The following is a 19,511-nucleotide window of genomic DNA, read 5'->3' on the forward strand; positions in this document are numbered from 1 at the left end:
CCCGGCCGCCCGAAGGGCACTGGCGCCCCCTCGGGGGGCAGCGAATGAAGTGAGCGTGGGGGCATCACAGTTTTCTTGTCTCCGTGCGCAGGGCGGCGCCCAGCAGCGGCAGGCAGGCGCCCAGGGCCTTGGCGGCGTCGCCCTCGGGAGCCGGGGCCTGCGGCGCGAAGGCTTTCAGGGGGTCCAGGGCCACGGTGCGCTGGCCGAGTTCACGCTGGATCAGCGTCGCGACTTCGGCGCCATGTTCGGCCGTGATGACGTACAGGCGCGCCAGCGGCAGCTCGGGCCAGCTGCGCTCCCAGACGTCGATGGAGCGTTGCAGCTCGACGACCAGGGGCGACTCCTGGGTGGTGGTGGCATCGAAGGCGCCGCCGGGCTGGTATTCAAAGCCCAGCGGCAGCTCGGCGACACCGGCCTCGGCCTGCTCGCCGCGCGCCCGGGCCAGCAGGCCGGCATCGCCTTCGAGGCGGCGCGTGTAGAAGAGTTCGTCACCGGCACAGACGACGAGCAGGCAGTGACGCTCGTCGATGTGGACGGCGGCGCAGGCGCGTGCGGCCAGGTCGTCGGCGCGGGTCTGCACTGCCAGCAGATTGCGCAGGGCCGTTTCCCAGACGTCGACGATGGCGATGTTGTCGCTGATGGGCGCGGCGCCGTCGGTCAGCGCCTTGATGGCGCTGTTGCGGGCGGCGATGACGAAGAGCTGGCGCTGGGCCCGCTCGACGTCGCCGCCGACATGCATGACGTCCAGCGTCAGTTCCGCCACGTCGACGTCGACCATCTCCTTGATCTGCCAGCGCGCCGCGGCCTTCAGCTCCTCGGGCGGCACGCTGGGCGTGTCGACCTTGAGGATCTGGTAGTCCGCCGGGTCCAGCAGCGCGATGGCGTCGCCGGCGGGGACGGGTCTTGCCTCGGGCAGCAGGCCCCAGCGCAGCAGCCGGGCGGGATCATCACCGGGCGGGCCGTCGGTCAGCACGAAGGCGTGCTGCTCGCCAACACGGCGCAGCAGCAGGCGCTGGCCGCTTCGGCTGGGGGACCAGGGCCAACGCATCAGTAGTTTTCCCTTTGGTAGACGACGCCGTTGCTGCCGCGGTAAAGGCCCCAGGTGGCGCGGGCGCTGGGGTCACTGTTGCCGGCGCACCAGGCGCCGCGCAGGGCGGCCAGGTTGGCACCGGTCGTGGCGGCAGTCGTGCGCCAGCCGGCCGGCATGCAGGAGCTGTCGCTCGGGTTGGCGCCGACACCCAGTGCGATGGCGACGTCCATGCTGCCTACATGGCCGGCGCCGGGCCTGTTGAACGTGATGAAGGTATTGCCCACCGGGTTCACGGTGACCGAATTCGGATTCATGACGGCGTCGGCGGCCGCGAGCGTCCTGCGGAAGTTGCCGAAGCTGAGATTGGCAGCGGTGACGCGGGTGCAGGAATCCAATTCGTTGATCTTGTAGGTGTTGGTGACGCTGTCCCAGTATTGGGCGGTCAGCGGCAGGCTCAGCGTGCGGTCAGCGGCGCTCATGCCATTTTGTAGGCGCAGCCGACCATAGCGCAGGGGGATTTGCCCGAGCAATGTGCTGTCAGCAACGTTCGCGGGATAGTCAGTGTCGAGGTTGAAGGCCAGCATGCCGACGCCGTCGCCCGTCGTGGGCTCCGTCGACGCAATGCCGAACTGCGCGGCATTGAAAGGCCCGACCGGCGCGGCGCCGCGCGTCAGGTTGACGGTGAAGCTGACGTTCGCGACGCCGTTGTTCCAGACGCCGGCGCCGTTGGACAGGGTGTACTGGGCCGCCCTGAACATCGTCGTGCCGGAAATGCCGGCGAAGTTGTGGGTCGCTGGCGTCGCGGGGACGAGCTTGGCGAAGGCGCCGGTGTAGTTCTGTGTCGTCGCGCCAGTGGCGTTCTGGGCCGTCAGCGTGAAGGCGACGCCGATGTCCTCGCCCAGGTAGCTGAAGGCGGAGGCCGGCACGCAGGCCATGGCGCTGCGGTGGGTGAAAGCGGCGCCGCTGACGGCGAAGCCCGCCGGGATGAAGCGGCCGACACGGGTCTGCTGGGCGCTGCCGCTGGCATTGAACACCACGGCATCCAGGGCCAGGCCACTGGCCAGGAAGTTGCCAACCACGGCGCTGGTGTTGAGCTGGAAGCTGCCGACCTCACTGTAGGCCAGGTTGGCGACGGTGACCGTGCCCCCGGAGAAGCCGCTGACGACGTTGTTGCTGAGGCTGCCGAGCACGCCGCCCGCGGGCGTCTGCGAGGCGGCCACGGGGGTCAGGTTGACGCTGCTGTTGAAGCTCGCAGTCAGGCCGCTGGCGCTGACCTGGGCCAGGGTGGAGGCGGCATCGGGCACGCCGTCGCCGCCGCTGTCGGCACTGGCGCTCCAGCGGTAGGCGGCCACGGTCGCCGAGAAGCTGGCGCCGGCCCTGCCGAAGACGGTGTCGTTCGCATTGCTGCCGCCGGGGTTGGCGGTGCCGGCCAGCGTCAGGCCGCTGACGCCGATGGCGAAGGGTCGCACGGTCAGCGGGCCGAGGCTGCCGCTGATGGTGGCGCTGGCATAGGCGAGGGAGTCGTCGTCCAGGTTGAGGGTGTACTGGCCGATGTCGGTCGTGCCGAGATTCAGTGTGGCCACCCCCGCCGTGAAGGCGAGGGCGAGGTTGTTGCTGGATGGCCGCGTGGCGGGCACCGTGAGTGCGGGCGTGACGATGGTCGGCGCCGTCCAGCTGCCGCTGCTGTCGGTGCGCCACAGCTTCATGTTGCGCGTGCCGCTGAAGTCGGTGGCGACGCCGCAGCTGCCGGTGCTCGGGTCCTTCTTGATCAGCGAGACCTGCAGGTCGTGCGGACGGCCGGCCACGGCGATGTTGCTGCCGGCTATCTTGCTGCTCAGGTCCTCGGCCCACACAAAGGCGTTGTTGTTGAACTGAATGGCGGTCGACGTCGTCGTCGTGCTCGGCGTGAGGCTGTCCACCGCCGTGACCCGGACCGACTGGGCCAGGCTGTGCGAGAGCTGCAACCTGGCGACGCCGAAGTCGGTGGCGACGAAGCGGTAGCTGGCGTTGCCGCTGCCCGGCGTGCCGGGCGTCAGCACACCGAGGGGAATGGGCCCCGAGCCCAGCGCCCAGTCGCCACGGTTGCTGGAGGTGCTGAGGTTGACGGTGCCCGTGTAGCCCGTCATGACGGTGTTGCAGGCGGCGTCGCTGCAGGCCCGCACGGTGACGGTGGTGGGCGCGCAGGTGCTGGCGGTGGCGGCGCTGGGCAAGGCCTCGATGTGGTCCAGCGGCGGCGGGCAGCTGTGGGTCGGCGCCATGTCGGCCGTCAGCTCGACTGCGCTGATGTCGTAGTTGTAGACCCGCATCTCGTCGATGGTGCCGTTGGCCGAGTTGAGCGTGCCGTTGGTGGGCGCCGCCGTGCTGCGGTTGTCGCCGACGAAGAGGGTGCCGATGCTGTTGTCCAGGCTGCCCGTCGTCGTGGCGCTGGCGGCGCCGACCTGCAGGCCGTTGATGTAGATGCGCAGGCTGCTCTGGCCGGCGCCGGCCGCCAGGCGCCAGCTGATGGCGATGTGCTTCCAGGTGCCGGCGGTGACGACCTGCGCGGCGGTGGTGGCAGACAGCAGCGTGCCATTGCCGTCGGAGAGCGTCGCGCGCAGCGAGCCGTCGCTCTGGCGCACCAGGAAGAAGGGCCGGCTCGTCGACGTCGTGGCGTCCAGCAGCATGGCGGCGCCGCTGCTCCAGGTCGTGTTGGCGGCATACCAGAAGGTCACGGCGCCGCTGTCGCCGATGGCGGAGTTGACGTCCAGCAGCGTGTCGACGGCGCTGCTCGTGCTCGTCGTGTTGCTCGGGATGCTGAGGCCGCGGCAGACATAGCCGCCCGCCACGGTGGTGGCCGTGCCGGCACGTACGCCGTTGTTGCTGTTGGCGGTGCTGTCGGTGACCTCACCGACGCGGCCGCTGTAGCTGTACTCGTCGAAGCGGTACTCGGCGCGGCGGGTCGGCGTGCCGTTGGGCACGAACCAGCGGATGGCACTGCCGTTGGCGTTGTAGCCGCTGTTGTAGGAGTACTGGGTGGTGTCGGTGCTGCTGACCTGCACGCCGATGGTGGCGTTGGAGCCGCTGGCATTGGCGTTGCCGTACTGGTATTTGAACTCGCCGTTTTCGAACAGGATGATCTGGAAGGTGTAGGGCGTGCTGGTGTTGTATTGGTAGACGCCGTTCCAGGACACGACGACATAGCGGTTGGGCGCCGTGCCCTTCTGCTCCCAGGTCACGCCGCCGCTGCCGGCGCGGCTGGGGTCGAGGTCGGTCCAGTAGGCCAGGATGACGTTGGTGGTGGCCGCGTTCGTGCAGCCGCTCTGCGCCCCGGACGCCCCGGCGGGCAGGGTGGTGTTGGTGTAGGTGCGAAAGAAGCCGGTGTCGGTGCCGAACTGCAGGCCGCCGTTGGTCAGCACGCGCACCGAGGTGTAGGCGGTGCCGGCGAAGGTGAACTTGAAGCCGCCGGTGAAGGTGATCGTCGCCTTGTCGTCGTCACCGGGGTAGCTGGTGCAGGTGCGGTCCCAGGTGATGGTGTTGGCCGACGTCTCCCAGGCATAGCTGTCGCTGCGGAAGGTGTAGCTGGACGCGGCCTGGGCCAGGCCGCACAGCAGCGCGAGCGCGATCAGCAGGAGGTGGCGGGCAGCGTGCATGTCTTGTACGACAAGGTGCGGCTGAGCTGGCGCTCGGCGTATGCAGGTTCGGTGGTGCCGGCGTTGGGGCAGGCGCCGCCGCTCGTGATGTTGCAGGCGGTGGCCTGCACTTCGTAGAAGGCCAGGGTCAGGTCGCCGTCCACGACGGTCCCGGCGGCGGGGGTGCGTACGCAGGTGACCGTGACGGTGAAGTCGGAGAGCTGATCGGTCAGGGCGATGCTCTTGGCGGCGAAGCAGGCCGGCTGGGCAACACCGCCGCGCAGGACCTGGTAGCTGCCCCATTCCAGGCCGGCCAGGGCCGACTGGTAGGCCTTGGCCGCCGCCAGCTCACCGGCGGAGCCTAGCTGCTGGCGCTGGCTCAGCGAGGCCAGGGCCACACCCATGGCCGCCAGCGCCACCAGGATGAAGAGCATGGACATCATCGTGAAACCGGTACCCCGGTTCGCCAAACCGGTACTCCGGTTCGCTAAGCCGCGCTGGGATCGCATCGCTGTCCTCATGGCAGGTTGTCCACATGGACGGCGTGGTAGAGGGACACCGACTCCACCAGGGCGGCCTCGGCGGGGGTCTGCGGGGTGCGGTCCTGCAGCGTGATCTGCAGCGTGACGAGGGCAAAGCGGGCCGCGACGGCGCCGGGGTTGAAGTTGAAGGTGCAGGCCGAAACGTTGCGAGCCAGCACAGCGCTCGTGCCGCCGGACGGCGGGTCGGGCTGCACGGCGTTGAAGCCGTAGCCGGTATGGCGCGTCAGCGTCCTTGCGTTCAAGTCGCAGCGGTAGGTGACGGGCGGCTCGATGGCGTAGACGCGGTAGGGCGGCGCGAGCAGCGAGGTGGGCAGGGCGGCGCCGGTCAGGCCGACATTGGTCGCGTTGCCGGCGCCGCTGCTGGAGGTGCGCACATTGCTGAGCGTGTAGGCGTCGGCATCGGGAATGCCGGCGCCGAGGTTGTACCAAGCGAGTTGCTGGCTGGCGTGACTGAGCTTGAGGGCCGGTCCGACGATGGCGAAGCTGGCGTCTGCGACGCCGAACAGCAGGGCGTCCAGCGGTGGCTCGACGGCATAGCGTGCCGCGCCGCTGACGGGGATGAGCTCCAGGCTCATGCCGCTGGCGGAGACGCGGGCGCTGTTGGGCAGGGCCAGGCTCAGGTCGCGCGCGATACGGCGCAGGGCGGTGTCGGCCTGGTCGCCGAGCTGGGCACGGGCGCTGCTGGAGAAATAGGCCTTCGTCGCCGGCACGATGAAGACGGCCACGATGGCGATGACGATGCCGGTGATGGCGATGACCATCACCGACTCGATCAACGTGAAGCCGCGCTCGGTTCGCATGGTCAGTCCGCGCTGTTGGGGGCGTAGCGCGTGCGCCAGCCTTGCAGGCTGATGACGCTGCCGTCGGGGGCGGTGACGGTGACGGTGATTTTCAGCGCGTCGCCGGCCGCAGGGACGGTGTCCAGGGCCGCAGCGACGACGGCCACCGAGGCGGAGTAGCCCGACAGCCCGGTGATGGCCGTATTCGTCACGTCGCGGATGCCGGCCATGGAGAAGCCGGCGTAGTCGTTGACGTTGTTGAAGAAGTTGGCCGGGCCGTAGCGGGTCTGGCCGGCTTCGGGGCCGCTGTTCTCCGGCGACGTGCAGGCCGCGGCGTTGGCGACCGTGTCGACATTGGGGTCGATGGCCGGATCGCACCACGTGAAGGGCATCAGCTCGACCTCGCGCAGCAGCGATTCGGCGATGGCCAGCTGCTGGCGGCGGACCATGGGGTCGGTGCTCGCCGTTGTCGCGGTGACGAAGACCTTCAGGATCGCGGCCAGCGCGATGCCGACGACGACGACGAAGAGCAGCAGTTCGATCAGGGTCAGGCCGCGCGTGAGCCGCCTGCGGTGCATGGCCGGCATGCGGGAAATGCTAGCCGAGCAACCCATCATCCAAGCCTCAAGGTGTCGGGTAGATCAGGCCCGTATCCGCCTCGATGCGGTAGGCCTGGTTGTAGCTGCCGTAGGCGACGGTGACGCTCATGGCGCCCCCGCTGCTGGTGGCGGTCGCGCCGCTGTTGCCGCTGTTGAAGGTCACGGTGCCGCCTCCGGAGATGCAGGGGCTCTCGGTGGCCGGGCAGGGCAGGGCGTTGATGGCGGCGCCGCTGCCGTAGGCCCAGCTGACGCCGGTGGCCGTGATGGTGGCGACGATGGGGCGGCGCTGCTGCAGCGCCAGCCTCAGCATGGCCTGGTGGCGCGCCTGCAGGTCGTCGCCAAAAGTACGCAGCCGCCAGAGCGTCGTGTCCACCACCTTGGGGAGGGCGAACACCGCCAGGGCGGCTGTGATCACGAGAACGAGGATGAGCTCGATCAGCGTGAAGCCCGCGTCGGCGCGCGGGTGTCGGGTCATCAGGTACCGGTGACGGTGAACGTGGCCGTCTTGTTCGTGTGGCCGGTCAGCACGCAGGTGCTGACGGTGACGTTGGCGGTCACGGTGCTGTCGGTGGTCACCGAGAAGCCGGTGGGCAGCGGGCTTTGCAGCGCGCCGACGACGTCGGAGCACTTGCCCACGGTCACGCCATTGCTGGAGTTGGCCTTCTTGGCCGCGTAGTTGATGGCGGAGGCGGAGCTCAGGGCGCCGGCAACGCCGTTGACGGCCGCCTGCTTGGCGTCGTCGTCGACGGCGACGAACTTGGGCAGGGCGACGGCAGACAGCACGCCGAGGATGACGATGACCATCACCAGCTCGATCAGGGTGAAGCCAGCTTGCATAGACTTGTTCATGGGTGCCTTCCTGCGCTTGCTGCGCTGTGGTCCGGGGAGTGACGGGACTATCGGCCAGCGGGCCAGCGATGAGAAGTGAATAGCGCACGAGTTTTATGACGGGCCCACATCAGCCTGCAATCCGTTGCAAGCTTCACACCCCGGGCGTCGTTTCAACGCCCCATGGCCGCCTGGCCCAGGTTCCACAGCGGCAGGAAGACGCCCAGGGCCAGCACCAGCACCATGCCGCCGATGATGGTCAGCAGGATGGGCTCGATGGCCGCGGACAGGCCCTTGATGGCGAAGTCGGTCTCGCGCTCATACATCTGCGCGATCTCGGTCATCAGGGTGTCCAGTTCGCCGGTCTCCTCGCCCACCGCAATCATTTGCAGCACGATGGGGGTGAAGACGCCGGTGCCGGTCGCGCAGCGCGAGATGCTCTCGCCGCGTTCGACGCCGTCGCGCATCTGCTCGATGCGGGCGCCGATGTAGGCGTTGTCCACCGTCTGGGCCACGACGGTCAGCGCCTGGCTGATGGGCACGCCCGAGCTGCTGGCCAGCGCAAAGCTGCGCGCGAAGCGGGCCAGCGTGGCCTTCAGCACGATATTGCCGGCGATGGGCAGGCGCAGCTTGAAACGGTCCCAGGTGTAGCGGCCGCTCGGTGTCGCGATCCAGTTGCGCCAGGCCAGGAAGGCCCCGATGCCGGCGGCGACGACCAGCGGCCACCACTTCAAGGTCCAGGCGGAGAAGCCGAGCAGGATGCGCGTCATCAACGGCAGCTCGGTCTTGAAGTGGGAGAAAACGTCGGCGAACTTGGGCAGCACGAAGACGTTGATGACGATCAACGCGATGGCCATCGCGATGATGACCATGATGGGATAGCGCAGGGCCTGCTTGATGCGGGCGCGGATGTCGAGCTCGAACTCCAGGTGCTCGGCCAGGCGCTGGAAGACCTCGGTCAGCTTGCCCGTCAGCTCGCCGACGCGGGTCATGGCGACGTAGAAGGTGCTGAACACGGTCGGGTGGCGGGCGAAGGCGGTGCCCAGCTCGCGGCCCTGGTCCAGGCTGGCGCGCACGTCCTGGAGCAGGGCGATGATGCCGGGATGGCTGGTGGAGGCCTCCAGGCCGGCCAGCGCGCGCAGGATGGGTACGCCGGCCTTCTGCAGCGTGTAGAGCTGGCGCGTCAGGACCAGGGCGTCTTCCTGCGTGATGGGCTTGGCGAGCAGGGCTTCGAGCCAGTTGCTGCCACCGGCCACGCTGACGGCCTCGTTCGTCGCCTCGATGCTGACGGGCACGACGCCGCCGGCCATCAGCTGGGCGGCCACCGCGTCGCTGTTGAGGGCATCGACGATGCCTTCGACCAGTTCACCGCGCCCGTTGCGCCCTTTGAATGCGAAGTTCATACCAGGTATTCCGGGCCGAGCGCTGGGCCGCTCCCGAGCCGGCCCGCTTGGACGTGCGCTTGCGGCTCAATGCCGCAAGCATCGCCGTCCCCCAGGGGGCTGAGGCCGGACACGGCAAGTCCTGTGGACTTGTCGTGCCTGCCGAAGAGCAGCCGATGCGTCGGCTGCGCGGTCTGCAAGACCGGCCAGGCTCGCGCGCGTTCAGCGAGGCGAGATTGGACGAGGGGCTCCAACTCTGTCATTCAGCGTCCACGCTGATGCGCACCGCCTCGGCCAGCGAGGTCTTGTTTTCCCGCACCAGGGCCAGGCTGCGGTCGGCCAGGGTTTTGCCTCGCAGTGACTTGCGGGCAGCCGTCAGGAAGGCGCCGGCGTCGCTGTTCTGGATGGCCAGGGCCATGTCGGGGTCCATCTCCAGCATCTCGTAGATGCCGCGCCGGCCCTGGTAGCCGGTGCCGTTGCACTCGGCGCAGCCACGGCCGGCCACGCTCTTGACGGGCCCCGGCGCTTCGCCGTTCATGGCCAGCACCTCGTTGATCCAGGCCTGCTCCTGCGGCGAGGCCAGATGCGGCTCGGCGCAGTGCTTGCAGACGCCGCGCAGCAGGCGCTGGGCCAGCACGGCCTGCAGCGAGGTGGCGACCATGAAGGGCGGTGCGCCCATGTCCAGCAGGCGGAAGGGCGTGGAGACGGTGTCCTTGGTGTGCAGCGTGGACAGCAGCAGATGGCCGGTGATGGCGGCGCGCAGGCCGATCTCGGCCGTCTCGGCGTCGCGCATTTCGCCCACCAGGATGACGTCGGGATCCTGGCGCAGCGCGGCGCGCAGCACCTTGGCAAAGTCGAGCTCGATCTTGTCGTTGACCTGCACCTGGGTCAGACCGGGCAGGCGGTATTCGATCGGGTCCTCGGCCGTGATGATCTTCAGCTTCTCGGAGTCCAGCTCGGCCAGGGCCGCATAGAGCGTCGACGTCTTGCCTGAGCCGGTCGGCCCGGTCACCAGCAGCATGCCGGAGTCGCGCCCCAGCAATTCGCGGAAACGCTTGAGCATGTCGTCAGGCATGCCGATGTCGCCCAGGCGGCGCAGCGCCGAGCCCTGGCCCAACAGGCGCATGACGACGGATTCGCCGTACTGGCTGGGCATGGTGGACAGGCGCACGTCCAGCGTGCGGTCGGAGAGGCGCAGCGTGAAGCGGCCGTCCTGTGGCAGGCGCTTCTCGGAGATGTCGAGGCCGGCCATCAGCTTCAGGCGCTGGGCCAGGGCCGGTGCGATGCGCTTGTCGGCCTGCGTGAGCGTCTGCATCAGGCCGTCGACGCGGTTGCGGATCAGCAGCTCGCCCTCCTGGGGCTCGATGTGAACGTCGGAGGCGCCGGCACGCGTCGCGTCCTCGAACACCGACTGCAGCAGGCGCACCACCGGCGCGCCTTCCTGGCCGACGCTGGCCTGCAGCGCGCCGAAGTCGACGGCGTCGCCGATGTCCTTTTCCAGCGCCTTGGCCAGGCCGGAGATCTCGTCGCTGCGGCGGTAATGCTTGTCGAAGACGGCCGCCAGCTGGCTGTCGGCGACGACGGCCATGGCCAGGCGGCGCTTCAGGATCTTGGCCAGCTCGTCGAAGCCGAACAGGTCCAGCGGGTCGGCCATGGCAACCAGCAAGGTGTCGCCGCGTTCCTCCAGCACCAGGGCACGGAAGCGCCGCGCCGGCGTCTCGGGCAGCAGGCGCACCAGGTCGGTCTTGAGCGGGAAGGTCTTGAGGTTGACGAAGGGCGCGCGCAACTGGCGGGCCAGCACATGGGCCAGGGCCTCCTCGGTGATGAGGTTGGCCTCGATGAGGATGCGGCCCAGCTTCTTGCCGGTGGCGCGCTGCAGCTCCAGCGCCTGGCCGAGCTGTTCGGCCGAGATCAGCTGCTGTTCGACGAGGACGTCGCCCAGGCGCAGCTTGGGGCGGGGGGCGGCTGCGGCTTCTACGGGCGCTTCACTCATCGGCTCGAGCTTTCGGGTCAGGCGTTGCTGGTGGCTTGGACTTCGGCGAGGGTGGTGATGCCCTGCAAGACCTTGATGATGCCGTCCTGGCGCAGCGAACGCATGCCTTCGGCGAGGCCAGCGTGATGTAGTTCCTCGGCGCGGGCGCCGGTCTGGATCATGCGGCGTATGTCTTTGGACACAGTCAGCAGTTCGTGCAGGCCGGCACGTCCCTTGAAGCCACTGCCGCCGCAGGCCGTGCAGCCCGGGCTGTGGTACTTCATCAGCCGGCCGCCCTGGCCATAGGACTTGATCCAGTCCGACATCAGCGCGAGCTTGCTGGGCCTGCCCTCGGCGGGGAAGACATGCAGATAGTTGTCCAGCAGTTCCTGCAGCTCGGACTCGGTCAGGGGCTCGCTGGTCCGGCAGGCAGAGCAGCTGCGCCGCACCAGGCGCTGGGCCAGCACGGCCAGCAGCGAGTCGGCGAAGTTGAAGGGGTCCATGCCCATGTCGAGCAGGCGGGTGATGGTCTCGGGGGCGCTGTTGGTGTGCAGCGTGGACAGCACCAGGTGGCCCGTCAGCGAGGCCTCGACGGCGATCTCGGCCGTCTCCTGGTCGCGGATTTCGCCGACCATGATGACGTCGGGGTCGGCACGCAGGAAGGCGCGCAGGGCCTTGGCGAAGGTCCAGTCGATCTTGGGGTTCACCTGGACCTGGCGCAGGCCGGCCTGGGTGATTTCGACCGGGTCCTCGGCCGTCCAGATCTTGCGCTCGGGCGTGTTGATGTGGCTCAGCGCCGAGTGCAGCGTCGTCGTCTTGCCCGAGCCCGTCGGGCCGACGCACAGCACCATGCCGTAGGGCCGGGCCACGGCCGCCTGCAGGGCGGCCAGGTTGGCCGCGCTCAGGCCGATGCGTTCCAGCGGCATGGGCTTGCTGCTGGCCAGCAGGCGCATGACGACGTCTTCCAGGCCGTTGTTGGTCGGGATGGTGGCGACGCGCAGTTCCAGCTTGTGCTGGGGCGAGTACTTGGCGAAGTTGATCTTGCCGTCCTGCGGTTTGCGGCGCTCGGAGATGTCGAGGTCGCACATGATCTTGATGCGCGCGATCATCGCGTTGCGGTAGGTGTAGGGCAGCTCCAGATAGGGCTGCAGCACGCCGTCGCGGCGGAAGCGGATCTTGAGCTTGTCGCGGCCGGGGTAGGTCTCGATGTGGATGTCGGACACGCCCTGGTTGTGCGCCTCGATGATCATCGAGTTGATGAGCCGCACCAGCGAGTTGTCGCTCTGCTCGATGGGCGACTCTTCTTCCTTGGCCGTGCGCTCGCTGCTGTCGCGCTCCAGGCTCTCGATGAGCTTGTTGGAGCTTTCCAGCGTGAAGTCGGGCTGGAAGTCGGGCAGAGGGTCGACGCCGCCACTGCCACGCGGCAGGGCCTCGGCGCCGTAGCGGTCGAAGGCCGAGGGTATGGCGAACTGCAGCGTGCCGAGCTTGGTCAGCGTCGGCACGACCTTGAGCTGGGTGATGAACTCGACCTCGTCGATGGCGTCGCGCCGCGTCGGGTCCTCCATCGCGACGACGAGGCGGCCGTCGCGCAGCACCAGCGGCAGCACCTCCAGGCGCTTGGCCACCGCATGCGGCAGCTTGCGCACGGCGTCGGGCTCGACGGCGAAGTTCTCGACGTCGACGACCGGATAGCCCATCTTGCGCGCCAGCGCCGACTGCAACTGGGCCCGGCTGATGACGCCCCGGCGCACCAGCAGCTCGCCCAGCGGCACCGAGCGGTCGTCGCGCTGCTGCACCAGGGCCACTTCGAGCTGCTCCGGCGTGACCAGCTCCAGTGCCAGCAAGGCCTCGCCGATGCGCACCATGGGCATGCGGGCCTGCTGCTCGACGGCCTGCAGCAGTTGCTCGGCAGTGACGATCTGCTGGTTGACGAGGATGTCGCCGACGCGGCGCTGGCGCAGGTCGCTCTGCTCGACGGCCGCGGCGTTGAGCTGCTCGGGAGTGACGAGTTCGTCCTTCAGCAGCATGTCGCCCAGGCGCTCGCCGATCTCGAAATGCGCCAGCACCTCGCGCGGCACGAAGACACGGCGGACCGAGTCGTCATCGTCGGCCAGCGGCGGGAACAGGAAGAGGCCGAAGTTGTCGTGGTGGTGGCCGATGGTCACGCCCTTGAGCTCGTCGCCACCGTTGAAGACGATGCGGAAGTCGCTGCGTGGGCGCTGGTCCACGCTGAGCGGCGAGTTCAGGTCGCTGGCGTCACGTGGCGGCACCGCCAGGTTGCGCAGCAGCTTGACGGCGCGGAACTGGCTGAACTTCAGCGGCATGCTGTTGCGCGCCGGCGGCACATTGATCTGCACGATGCGATCGCTGGCATCGAACTGCAGCAACTGGCCCATGCTGCGGCTGTTGTTCAGGCCGAGGATCTCGCAGGCCTCGGGGCCGCGCTGCACCTGCGGCTGCGGGTAGGCGGCATAGGGCGGGCTGGGCCAGAGGAAACCGGAAGCCGGGCCCGTCGCGCCTGCGGCAGGGGAATCGGCATCGCCGTGGGGCCAGGACAGGGGCTGGGACGGGTCGGTCATGGGCGGGGGCAGCAGGGGGTGCCGATGATTATGAAGGGCGGTGGCCGGCCCGTTCCCCCGAAAAACACGGGTCGGCGGTAACGGTCGGGCTTCGAGACAATGCAGCCATGAACATCCTGATCACCGGTTTCGAACCCTTTGGTGGCGAGGCCATCAATCCGTCCTGGGAAGTCGCACGCGCCCTGCAGGGTCAGGTCATCGCGGGCGCCACGGTGCAGGCGCGCTGCCTGCCCACGAGCTTCGGCACGGCGCCCGCGGCGCTGGCCCAAGTGCTGGCCGAGGTGCGGCCCGAGCTGGCCATCGCGCTGGGCCAGGCCAGCGGCCGCACCGAGATCTCCATCGAACGCGTGGCCGTCAACCTCATCGACGCCCGCATCGCCGACAACGCCGGCGAGCGGCCGCAGGACGTGGCCGTGCGCGAGGGCGCGCCCGCGGCCTACTTCTCGACGCTGCCCATCAAGGCCATGCGCAACGGCCTGCGCGCCGCCGGCCACCCCGCCGGCCTGTCGCTGTCGGCCGGCGCCTTTGTCTGCAACCAGGTGTTCTTCGAGCTGCAGCACCAGCTGGCCGGCCGCGGCCTGATGAGCGGTTTCATCCACATCCCGGCCTTGCCCGAGCAGGCGGCGCGCAGCCAGCCGACGGTGGCCAGCATGAGCCTGGCGGCCCAGATCGACGCGATCAGGTTGGCGATCGCGATTGCCTTGTCGGGGGATGAAGAGCTGGCGTCAGCGGCGCCCGACGAAGGCGCGCCGGTGGCTTGATCATTCTTCGGTGTACTGGCGCCAGCGCGCGCTGGCGTGGCGCATCAGGTGGACCTGGCGGAAGAAGCGCCGGCAGTTGGTGCAGATGCGGTGGTGCAGGCGCAGCGACAGGCGCTCGGCCAGCGGCACGCGGCGGTCTTCGGCCTGCAGCGTGATCTGCGTGGCCTCCCGGCATGTGATCTTCAACTTGATCAAGTCGCTCCTCCAGCGGGCGCTGCGTTGAACCATCCGGCTTGCAGGCAGTCCCGCAGCCTCAGCCGGGCGCGGTGCAGCATGACCCACAGATTCGTCGGCGTGATCGCCAGTTCCTTACAGATCTCGTCGGAATCCAGCTCCAGCCACTCCCGCATCATGAAGAGGCGCCCCTGCTGGCCGGGCAGCTTCTCGACGCAGGCTTCCAGCACCCGCATGAAGTCGACCTGGCGCAGCGAGTCCTCCGGGTTGCCCCAGTCATGCTGGGCGTCGCGCCAATGGCCGTCGGTGGCGAACAGCAGCTCGTCCAGGTCCTCGCCGTCGTCGCTGCTGGCCGTCGTCGACAGCTCGCGGCAGTTCTTGCGGATCTGGTCGATGAGCTTGTGCTTGAGGATGCCGACCAGCCAGGTCTTGATCTGGCTGGCGCCGGTGAAGGCCTGCGGCTTCTCCAGCGCGGCGAGCAGGGTCTCGGACACCGCGTCCTCGGCCCAGGCCGGGTTGCGCAGCTGCAGCCGGGCGTACTTCAGCAGGGCGGGGCGCTGGGCCTCGATCTGGCGGCAGAAATCAGGGGACGCGGTCATGACGGCGGGCAGTGTAAGGACTTGGCAGTGTCTTGCGACTTGAGTCTCGCCGCCGCATCATCGGTCGCCTTTCCACCCCCCAACCTTTTGGAGACCTGTCCATGAAAACCCAAGCTCTCGTTTCTTCCGCTCTGGCCGCCGCCCTGTCCCTCGGTGTGGTCGCCCAGGCCCAGGCTGCTGATGCCGCCAAGGAAAAGTGCTACGGCATTGCCAAGGCCGGCCAGAACGACTGCGCCACCGCCAACGGCAGCCATTCCTGCGCCGGCCAGTCCAAGGCCGACAAGGACGCCAACGAGTGGAAGTACGTCGCCAAGGGCAGTTGCGAAAAGGAAGGCGGCAAGCTGACCGCCCCCAAGAAGTGACCGCTTGACCGCGATCCCTCCGGCGCCGGCCATGCCCTGTGTGGGCATAGGCTGGCGCCAGCCCCATTACGAGGCCTTGCTGGCCGAGCGCCCGGCGCTCGGCTTCATCGAGGTCCACTCCGAGAACTTCTTTGCCGACGGCGGCGTGACGCTCGCGGTGCTGGAGGCTGGCCGTGAGGCCTATGACCTCAGCCTGCACGGTGTCGGCCTGGCGCTGGGTTCGGCGGCGGGGCTGGACGCGGCCCACCTGGAGCGGCTCGCCCGCCTCGTCGGGCGCGTGCAGCCGCGCTGGGTGTCGGACCATGCCTGCTTCGCGCGCGTCGCGGGTTCTGGTTTGGGCCTGCATGCCGCGGACCTGCTGCCCATCCCCTTCACCGATGAGTCCCTCGCGCTGATGGTGGCTCATGTGCAGCAGGTGCAGGAGCGCCTCGCCCGGCCCATGCTGGTCGAGAACATCAGCGCCTATGTCGGCTGGGCCGGCGACACCCTGGCCGAGCCCGAGTTCTTCAACGAACTGGCGCGGCGCAGCGGCTGCGGCCTGCTGCTGGACGTCAACAACCTCTTCGTCAACGCGCGCAACGCCGGCCTGGCGCCGGACGCCGCCGCCCGCGAGGCCATGCGCTGGGTCGACGCGATCCGGCCCGGCAGCGTCGGTGAAATCCATCTGGCGGGCCACTGCGAGCAGGACGACGGCCTCGTCATCGACGACCACGGCAGCCGCGTGCGTGACGAGGTCTGGCGCGTCTACGAACACACCCTGCAGCGCCTCGGCCCGGTGCCGACGCTGATCGAATGGGACACCGCCGTGCCCGAGCTCGATGTGCTGCTGGCCGAGGCCCAGCGGGCGAGGGCGCTGCAGGCATGAAGGCCGATCAGCAGGCCTTCGTCGACGCGCTGCTAGGCCGCGCTCAGGCGCCGCCCGGCCTGATCGGCGCGGAGCGCGGCCTGGCCGCCTATCGCAACAACCTGAGGGCGCTGTCGGCCCAGGCCCTGGCCGTGCCCTTCGCGCGCCTGCACGAGGAACTCGGCGAAGACGAGTTCGCGTCGCTGGCCTGGACCTTCTGGCGTGCCCACCCGCCCGAGAGCGGCGACCTCGGGCAATGGGGCGGTGCGCTCGAAGGCTTTCTGCTCGAGCGCGCGGGTGCCGATTCCGGCCTGCCCGACATCGCCCGGCTGGACTGGGCGCTGCACAGCGCTGAACGTGCCGAAGACGTGGCGCTGAACGCCGATTCGCTGGCACTGCTGGGCAGCACTGCGCCCGAGCAGCTCTGGCTGCAGTTGCGGCCGGGCGTCGCGTTGCTGCAGCAGTCGGGCGGCCCGGTGCTGGTCTGGCGCCAGGGCTGGCGCGGGCAATGGCAGGCCTTGCCGGAAGCAGAAGCCGTCTTCGTGCAGGCGCTGCTCGACGAAGTGAATCTTTCCGCCGCGCTCGAAGCCGCCGCAGTGAAAGGTTCCGGGGCTGAAACCGACTTCGATTTCGGCGCCTGGCTGCAAGCCGCGCTTCAGAATGCCTGGCTGCATGAGGTCAGGTCGACACCCTCGAACCGGACCACGACACCATGAAAGCTCTGATCACCACCGCGTTGCGCGCCTTCACCGACCCCGGCCTGCAGCCCACCCGCCTGCCGGCGCCGCTGGACACGCTGGTGAGCCACCTGCAGTCGCTCGCGCTGCTGGCGGCGCGGCTCTATGTGGCGAAGGTCTTCTGGGCTTCCGGCCTCGTCAAGCTGCATGACTGGTCGGCGACGCTGGCGCTGTTCAACGACTACTACCAGGTGCCGCTGCTGCCGCCGGTGCTGGCCGCTTACATGGGCACGGCGGGCGAACTGGTGATCCCGGTGTTGCTGGTGCTCGGCCTGGCGGGTCGCTTCGCCGGCGTGGGCCTGTTCGTTGTCAACCTGATGGCGGCGCTTTCGCTGCCGGCAGAGGACCTGTCGCCCGCCGGCCTGGCTCAGCACACGCTGTGGGGCGTGCTGGCCCTGGCCATTGCGCTGTGGGGGGCGGGACGCTGGTCCGTCGATCGCGTGATCATGAACCGGGCGGCTGGCCGCGGGCGTTGAGGCCGGGCCGCTGCTGTAAGCGGCGGCGACATTTGGAAACGACAGGGCAACTGGGTTTGACCTAGTCTGACGGACAGTTAGCAACGGTCCGTCCATGGAGTTTTCAGAGCTGTTCACCCAGAGTGCGCGCGACGTGCTGCCGTACGCCAGAAGGAAGGGGCTGGTTGCCTACTTCGACTATCGCGGACCACACCTCGAGCTTCATGATCCTGGGCCCTATCTGCGTGCCGGCATCCACCGGATATTGCTCGGCATCGTCGACTGCTTCGAGTCCGGTTTCGTCATGTTCAGCGCGGAAGTCGAGCCGCCGGTCTATGGCCGCAGCAGCATCGTCATCCACGCGGCCGGCACGGGGGTGCATCGCCCCTCCGATGTCGTGGGCGTGCTGCAGCGTCTGCAACTTGTTTCCGAGGAGGCTGAAGGGCTGGTTGCAAGAGCAGACGCGCCCTGTCCGGTCACCGCCGGTTCGGTCCAGTTCGTCGACGCCGGACTTGACGGACTGGTCATCTCACTGGGCGGTGAAGTGGCCGCTGAGGAAGCGGCCTTCGAACACCTGCCGAACGCCGCGGGTTCGGTGGCATGGCTGGTCAGCCCTCTGCCCGGCGCGCTGGACTCGGTCGAGACGAGGTTGCGGCAGCTGGGCTGGCATGTGGTGACCTTCGAGCGGCTCGAGGAGGCCGTGGCGGCGACCTCCGCGACGCGAGCCCCGATGCTGATGATCGCGGCGGAGCACGACGGCCAGGAGCTGCCTCTGCTCGAACAGATCGCCCAGGCCCTGCCCAGCCTTTGGACGGTGCTGGCCGTGGTCTCCGGTTCGGACACCCTGCGCCTTCGGCGCCAGTGCCCGGTCGACATCCGGGTGCTCCCGCTCAGCCCGCTGGAACTGGAGCGCTTCACCGCGCATGTCGATACCCGCACGTCGACGGCCCTGTCGCGGCTGACATCGCCCACGCCGCTGTACGTGCAGGAGCATCGACGCGTGCTCGTCGTCGACGACAACGTCGTGAACCAGATCGTCGCGCGGGGTCAGCTTGAGGCCCTGGGCTATGAAGTGGTCGTGGCCGGTGACGGCATCGAGGCGCTCGATTCCTGCTGTGACGAGCCGCCCGACATGGTGCTGATGGACGTGGACATGCCGGTCATGGACGGCCTGGAAGCCAGCGAGCATCTGCGCTCCCTGCAGCGCGTCGGCAACCTGCCGCCTTTCCCCATCGTTGCCGCCACTGCCGGCGACACGGCTCTGCGCCGCAATGCCTGCCTGAAAGCCGGCATGGACGGCTTCCTCAGCAAGCCCATGGACCTTCAGGCACTGGCCGACGAACTGAGCCGGGTGCTGCCGGGACGGCCGATCTCGATGGAGGCTTGAGGCCTCGGGCCTGCAGGGCTATTCGCGCGGGCGGAAGGTCAGGATCAGGACCGGCGGCACGCGGCCGTCGACGTCGCGCGGCAGGGTCTCGGCCTTCTCGATGGCGCGCAGCACGGCGCGGTCCCAGTCCGCATCGGGGCTGGCCTTGAGCACCTTGCTGCCCAGGATGCGGCCGTCAGGCCCCAGCGTCACCTGCACCTCGGTCGTCGGGTTGGCAGCACCGTCGTCGGCATAGATGATGAGCGGGCGGATCTTGCCCTTGATGCGGCCCGCATAGCCGGCGGACGGCGCAGAGTTCTGCGCCGCAGCGCCGGTCGAACCGGGCGTGCCACCGGCCATGCCCTGGATGCGGCGCAGGTTCTCCTGGCGCAGCGCCTCGCGCTTGGCGTCGGCGTCCTTGGCTTCCTTCGCCTCTTTGGCGTCCTTGGCGGCCTTGTCCTTCTTGACGCGATCCTGCTCTTCCTTGGTCGCCTTCTCTTTCGCGGCCTTGTCCTTGGCTTCCTTCTCCTTGGCCGCCTTCTCGCGCTCGAGCCTGGCGGCCTCGTCGCGGGCCTTTTCTTCCTTGCGCTTCTTCTCTTTCGCGATGGCGATCTCGGCCTCGCGCTGCTCGGCGGCCGCTTCTTCCGCGGCACGCTGCTGGGCGCGGGTGTCGGGCTTGGGCGCTTCGGGTTCCGGTTCCGGCGGCGCCTCCTCGCGCGGCGCGGCGATCTGGGGCACGGCCGACCACAGCTCGGCCTCGAAGGCGGGCGAGGCGTCGCTGTGCCAGTTCAGCCCATAGCTGAGCGCGAGGATCAGCAGGCCGTGGGCGACCAGGGCCAGCGTGAGGCCGCGGCCGAGGCCGGCGGCTTCAGGAGGACGCAGGACAGCGTTCAT

19 protein-coding genes are annotated in these 19,511 nt (G+C 68.9%); 6 read left to right on the forward strand and 13 right to left on the reverse strand.

What is annotated here, in order from left to right; genetic code table 11:
• Positions 1-64: 64 nt before the first annotated feature.
• The 10 genes from AC1D2H_RS27945 to AC1D2H_RS27990 form a co-directional block, all read right to left on the reverse strand.
• Positions 65-1,048 carry a hypothetical protein gene (locus tag AC1D2H_RS27945; RefSeq protein WP_478013149.1) on the reverse strand — a complete coding sequence of 328 codons (984 nt, stop codon included), beginning with the start codon at positions 1,046-1,048 and terminating at the stop codon, positions 65-67.
• Entirely contained in the window at positions 1,048-4,659 is a 3,612-nt protein-coding gene (locus tag AC1D2H_RS27950; RefSeq protein ID WP_478013150.1) for a DUF6701 domain-containing protein, read from the reverse strand. Before AC1D2H_RS27950 ends, AC1D2H_RS27945 begins: the two co-directional genes overlap by 1 nt.
• On the reverse strand, positions 4,632-5,072 hold the full coding sequence (locus AC1D2H_RS27955) for an agglutinin biogenesis protein MshP (RefSeq protein WP_478013151.1): 441 nt from the start codon (positions 5,070-5,072) through the stop codon (positions 4,632-4,634). Before AC1D2H_RS27955 ends, AC1D2H_RS27950 begins: the two co-directional genes overlap by 28 nt.
• 83 nt (positions 5,073-5,155) lie before the next feature.
• The gene (locus AC1D2H_RS27960; protein WP_477929670.1) at positions 5,156-5,980 is read right to left on the reverse strand and encodes a type II secretion system protein; all 825 of its coding nucleotides are present in this window, start codon (positions 5,978-5,980) and stop codon (positions 5,156-5,158) included.
• Between the two features lie 2 nt (positions 5,981-5,982).
• Entirely contained in the window at positions 5,983-6,546 is a 564-nt protein-coding gene (locus AC1D2H_RS27965) for a type IV pilus modification PilV family protein (protein WP_478013152.1), read from the reverse strand.
• A 37-nt stretch (positions 6,547-6,583) separates the two neighbouring features.
• The gene (locus AC1D2H_RS27970; RefSeq protein ID WP_478013153.1) at positions 6,584-7,033 is read right to left on the reverse strand and encodes a prepilin-type N-terminal cleavage/methylation domain-containing protein; all 450 of its coding nucleotides are present in this window, start codon (positions 7,031-7,033) and stop codon (positions 6,584-6,586) included.
• Positions 7,033-7,407 (reverse strand): prepilin-type N-terminal cleavage/methylation domain-containing protein, encoded by a 375-nt coding sequence (locus AC1D2H_RS27975; protein ID WP_478013154.1) that lies wholly within the window; start codon positions 7,405-7,407, stop codon positions 7,033-7,035. Before AC1D2H_RS27975 ends, AC1D2H_RS27970 begins: the two co-directional genes overlap by 1 nt.
• 152 nt (positions 7,408-7,559) lie before the next feature.
• On the reverse strand, positions 7,560-8,789 hold the full coding sequence (locus AC1D2H_RS27980; protein ID WP_477929662.1) for a type II secretion system F family protein: 1,230 nt from the start codon (positions 8,787-8,789) through the stop codon (positions 7,560-7,562).
• Between the two features lie 238 nt (positions 8,790-9,027).
• Positions 9,028-10,761: a GspE/PulE family protein gene (locus tag AC1D2H_RS27985; protein ID WP_478013155.1), complete on the reverse strand. Its 1,734-nt coding sequence runs from the start codon at positions 10,759-10,761 to the stop codon at positions 9,028-9,030.
• Positions 10,762-10,778: 17 nt separating this feature from the next.
• Complete coding sequence (locus tag AC1D2H_RS27990; RefSeq protein WP_478013156.1) at positions 10,779-13,319, reverse strand: GspE/PulE family protein; 2,541 nt, start codon at positions 13,317-13,319, stop codon at positions 10,779-10,781.
• Between the two features lie 107 nt (positions 13,320-13,426).
• Between AC1D2H_RS27990 and pcp the strand changes: the two genes are divergently transcribed.
• Positions 13,427-14,080, forward strand: coding sequence for a pyroglutamyl-peptidase I (gene pcp / locus AC1D2H_RS27995; RefSeq protein ID WP_477929657.1), 654 nt, complete (start codon positions 13,427-13,429; stop codon positions 14,078-14,080).
• Here the strand turns inward: pcp and AC1D2H_RS28000 are convergent, their stop codons facing one another.
• Together AC1D2H_RS28000 and AC1D2H_RS28005 are read right to left on the reverse strand one after the other, a co-directional pair.
• Positions 14,081-14,275 (reverse strand): anti-sigma factor family protein, encoded by a 195-nt coding sequence (locus AC1D2H_RS28000; RefSeq protein ID WP_478013157.1) that lies wholly within the window; start codon positions 14,273-14,275, stop codon positions 14,081-14,083.
• Complete coding sequence (locus AC1D2H_RS28005) at positions 14,272-14,853, reverse strand: sigma-70 family RNA polymerase sigma factor (RefSeq protein ID WP_477929653.1); 582 nt, start codon at positions 14,851-14,853, stop codon at positions 14,272-14,274. Before AC1D2H_RS28005 ends, AC1D2H_RS28000 begins: the two co-directional genes overlap by 4 nt.
• A gap of 101 nt (positions 14,854-14,954) precedes the next feature.
• Between AC1D2H_RS28005 and AC1D2H_RS28010 the strand changes: the two genes are divergently transcribed.
• The 5 genes from AC1D2H_RS28010 (at position 14,955) to AC1D2H_RS28030 (ending at position 18,638) form a co-directional block, all read left to right on the forward strand.
• A complete protein-coding gene (locus tag AC1D2H_RS28010) occupies positions 14,955-15,215 on the forward strand; it encodes a BufA1 family periplasmic bufferin-type metallophore (protein ID WP_478013158.1) in 261 nt (86 codons plus the stop codon).
• A gap of 4 nt (positions 15,216-15,219) precedes the next feature.
• A complete protein-coding gene (bufB, locus tag AC1D2H_RS28015; protein WP_477929649.1) occupies positions 15,220-16,080 on the forward strand; it encodes an MNIO family bufferin maturase in 861 nt (286 codons plus the stop codon).
• Positions 16,077-16,775 carry an HvfC/BufC family peptide modification chaperone gene (locus AC1D2H_RS28020; RefSeq protein WP_478013159.1) on the forward strand — a complete coding sequence of 233 codons (699 nt, stop codon included), beginning with the start codon at positions 16,077-16,079 and terminating at the stop codon, positions 16,773-16,775. The genes bufB and AC1D2H_RS28020 overlap by 4 nt, the downstream gene beginning before the upstream one ends.
• Positions 16,772-17,272 (forward strand): DoxX family protein, encoded by a 501-nt coding sequence (locus AC1D2H_RS28025; protein WP_478013160.1) that lies wholly within the window; start codon positions 16,772-16,774, stop codon positions 17,270-17,272. Before AC1D2H_RS28020 ends, AC1D2H_RS28025 begins: the two co-directional genes overlap by 4 nt.
• A 94-nt stretch (positions 17,273-17,366) precedes the next feature.
• Positions 17,367-18,638 carry a response regulator gene (locus AC1D2H_RS28030; RefSeq protein ID WP_477929643.1) on the forward strand — a complete coding sequence of 424 codons (1,272 nt, stop codon included), beginning with the start codon at positions 17,367-17,369 and terminating at the stop codon, positions 18,636-18,638.
• 18 nt (positions 18,639-18,656) lie between these two features.
• Here AC1D2H_RS28030 and tolA read toward each other — a convergent pair whose 3' ends face one another.
• Positions 18,657-19,511, reverse strand: coding sequence for a cell envelope integrity protein TolA (tolA, locus tag AC1D2H_RS28035; RefSeq protein ID WP_478013161.1), 855 nt, complete (start codon positions 19,509-19,511; stop codon positions 18,657-18,659).

This window comes from Roseateles sp. P1_C1_2 (genome assembly GCF_056406535.1).

Bases quoted from the DNA above. Each gene is read 5' to 3' on its own strand.
- AC1D2H_RS27965 (WP_478013152.1), bottom strand. From the start codon at position 6,546: ATGCCGGCCATGCACCGCAGGCGGCTCACGCGCGGCCTGACCCTGATC.
- AC1D2H_RS27990 (WP_478013156.1), bottom strand. From the start codon at position 13,319: ATGACCGACCCGTCCCAGCCCCTGTCCTGGCCCCACGGCGATGCCGAT.
- AC1D2H_RS28020 (WP_478013159.1), top strand. From the start codon at position 16,077: ATGAAGGCCGATCAGCAGGCCTTCGTCGACGCGCTGCTAGGCCGCGCT.
- AC1D2H_RS27970 (WP_478013153.1), bottom strand. From the start codon at position 7,033: ATGACCCGACACCCGCGCGCCGACGCGGGCTTCACGCTGATCGAGCTC.
- AC1D2H_RS28030 (WP_477929643.1), top strand. From the start codon at position 17,367: ATGGAGTTTTCAGAGCTGTTCACCCAGAGTGCGCGCGACGTGCTGCCG.
- AC1D2H_RS28025 (WP_478013160.1), top strand. From the start codon at position 16,772: ATGAAAGCTCTGATCACCACCGCGTTGCGCGCCTTCACCGACCCCGGC.
- AC1D2H_RS28005 (WP_477929653.1), bottom strand. From the start codon at position 14,853: ATGACCGCGTCCCCTGATTTCTGCCGCCAGATCGAGGCCCAGCGCCCC.
- AC1D2H_RS27975 (WP_478013154.1), bottom strand. From the start codon at position 7,407: ATGAACAAGTCTATGCAAGCTGGCTTCACCCTGATCGAGCTGGTGATG.
- AC1D2H_RS27950 (WP_478013150.1), bottom strand. From the start codon at position 4,659: ATGCACGCTGCCCGCCACCTCCTGCTGATCGCGCTCGCGCTGCTGTGC.
- pcp (WP_477929657.1), top strand. From the start codon at position 13,427: ATGAACATCCTGATCACCGGTTTCGAACCCTTTGGTGGCGAGGCCATC.
- AC1D2H_RS27960 (WP_477929670.1), bottom strand. From the start codon at position 5,980: ATGCGAACCGAGCGCGGCTTCACGTTGATCGAGTCGGTGATGGTCATC.
- AC1D2H_RS27955 (WP_478013151.1), bottom strand. From the start codon at position 5,072: ATGCTCTTCATCCTGGTGGCGCTGGCGGCCATGGGTGTGGCCCTGGCC.
- AC1D2H_RS27980 (WP_477929662.1), bottom strand. From the start codon at position 8,789: ATGAACTTCGCATTCAAAGGGCGCAACGGGCGCGGTGAACTGGTCGAA.
- tolA (WP_478013161.1), bottom strand. From the start codon at position 19,511: ATGAACGCTGTCCTGCGTCCTCCTGAAGCCGCCGGCCTCGGCCGCGGC.
- AC1D2H_RS27945 (WP_478013149.1), bottom strand. From the start codon at position 1,048: ATGCGTTGGCCCTGGTCCCCCAGCCGAAGCGGCCAGCGCCTGCTGCTG.
- AC1D2H_RS28010 (WP_478013158.1), top strand. From the start codon at position 14,955: ATGAAAACCCAAGCTCTCGTTTCTTCCGCTCTGGCCGCCGCCCTGTCC.
- AC1D2H_RS27985 (WP_478013155.1), bottom strand. From the start codon at position 10,761: ATGAGTGAAGCGCCCGTAGAAGCCGCAGCCGCCCCCCGCCCCAAGCTG.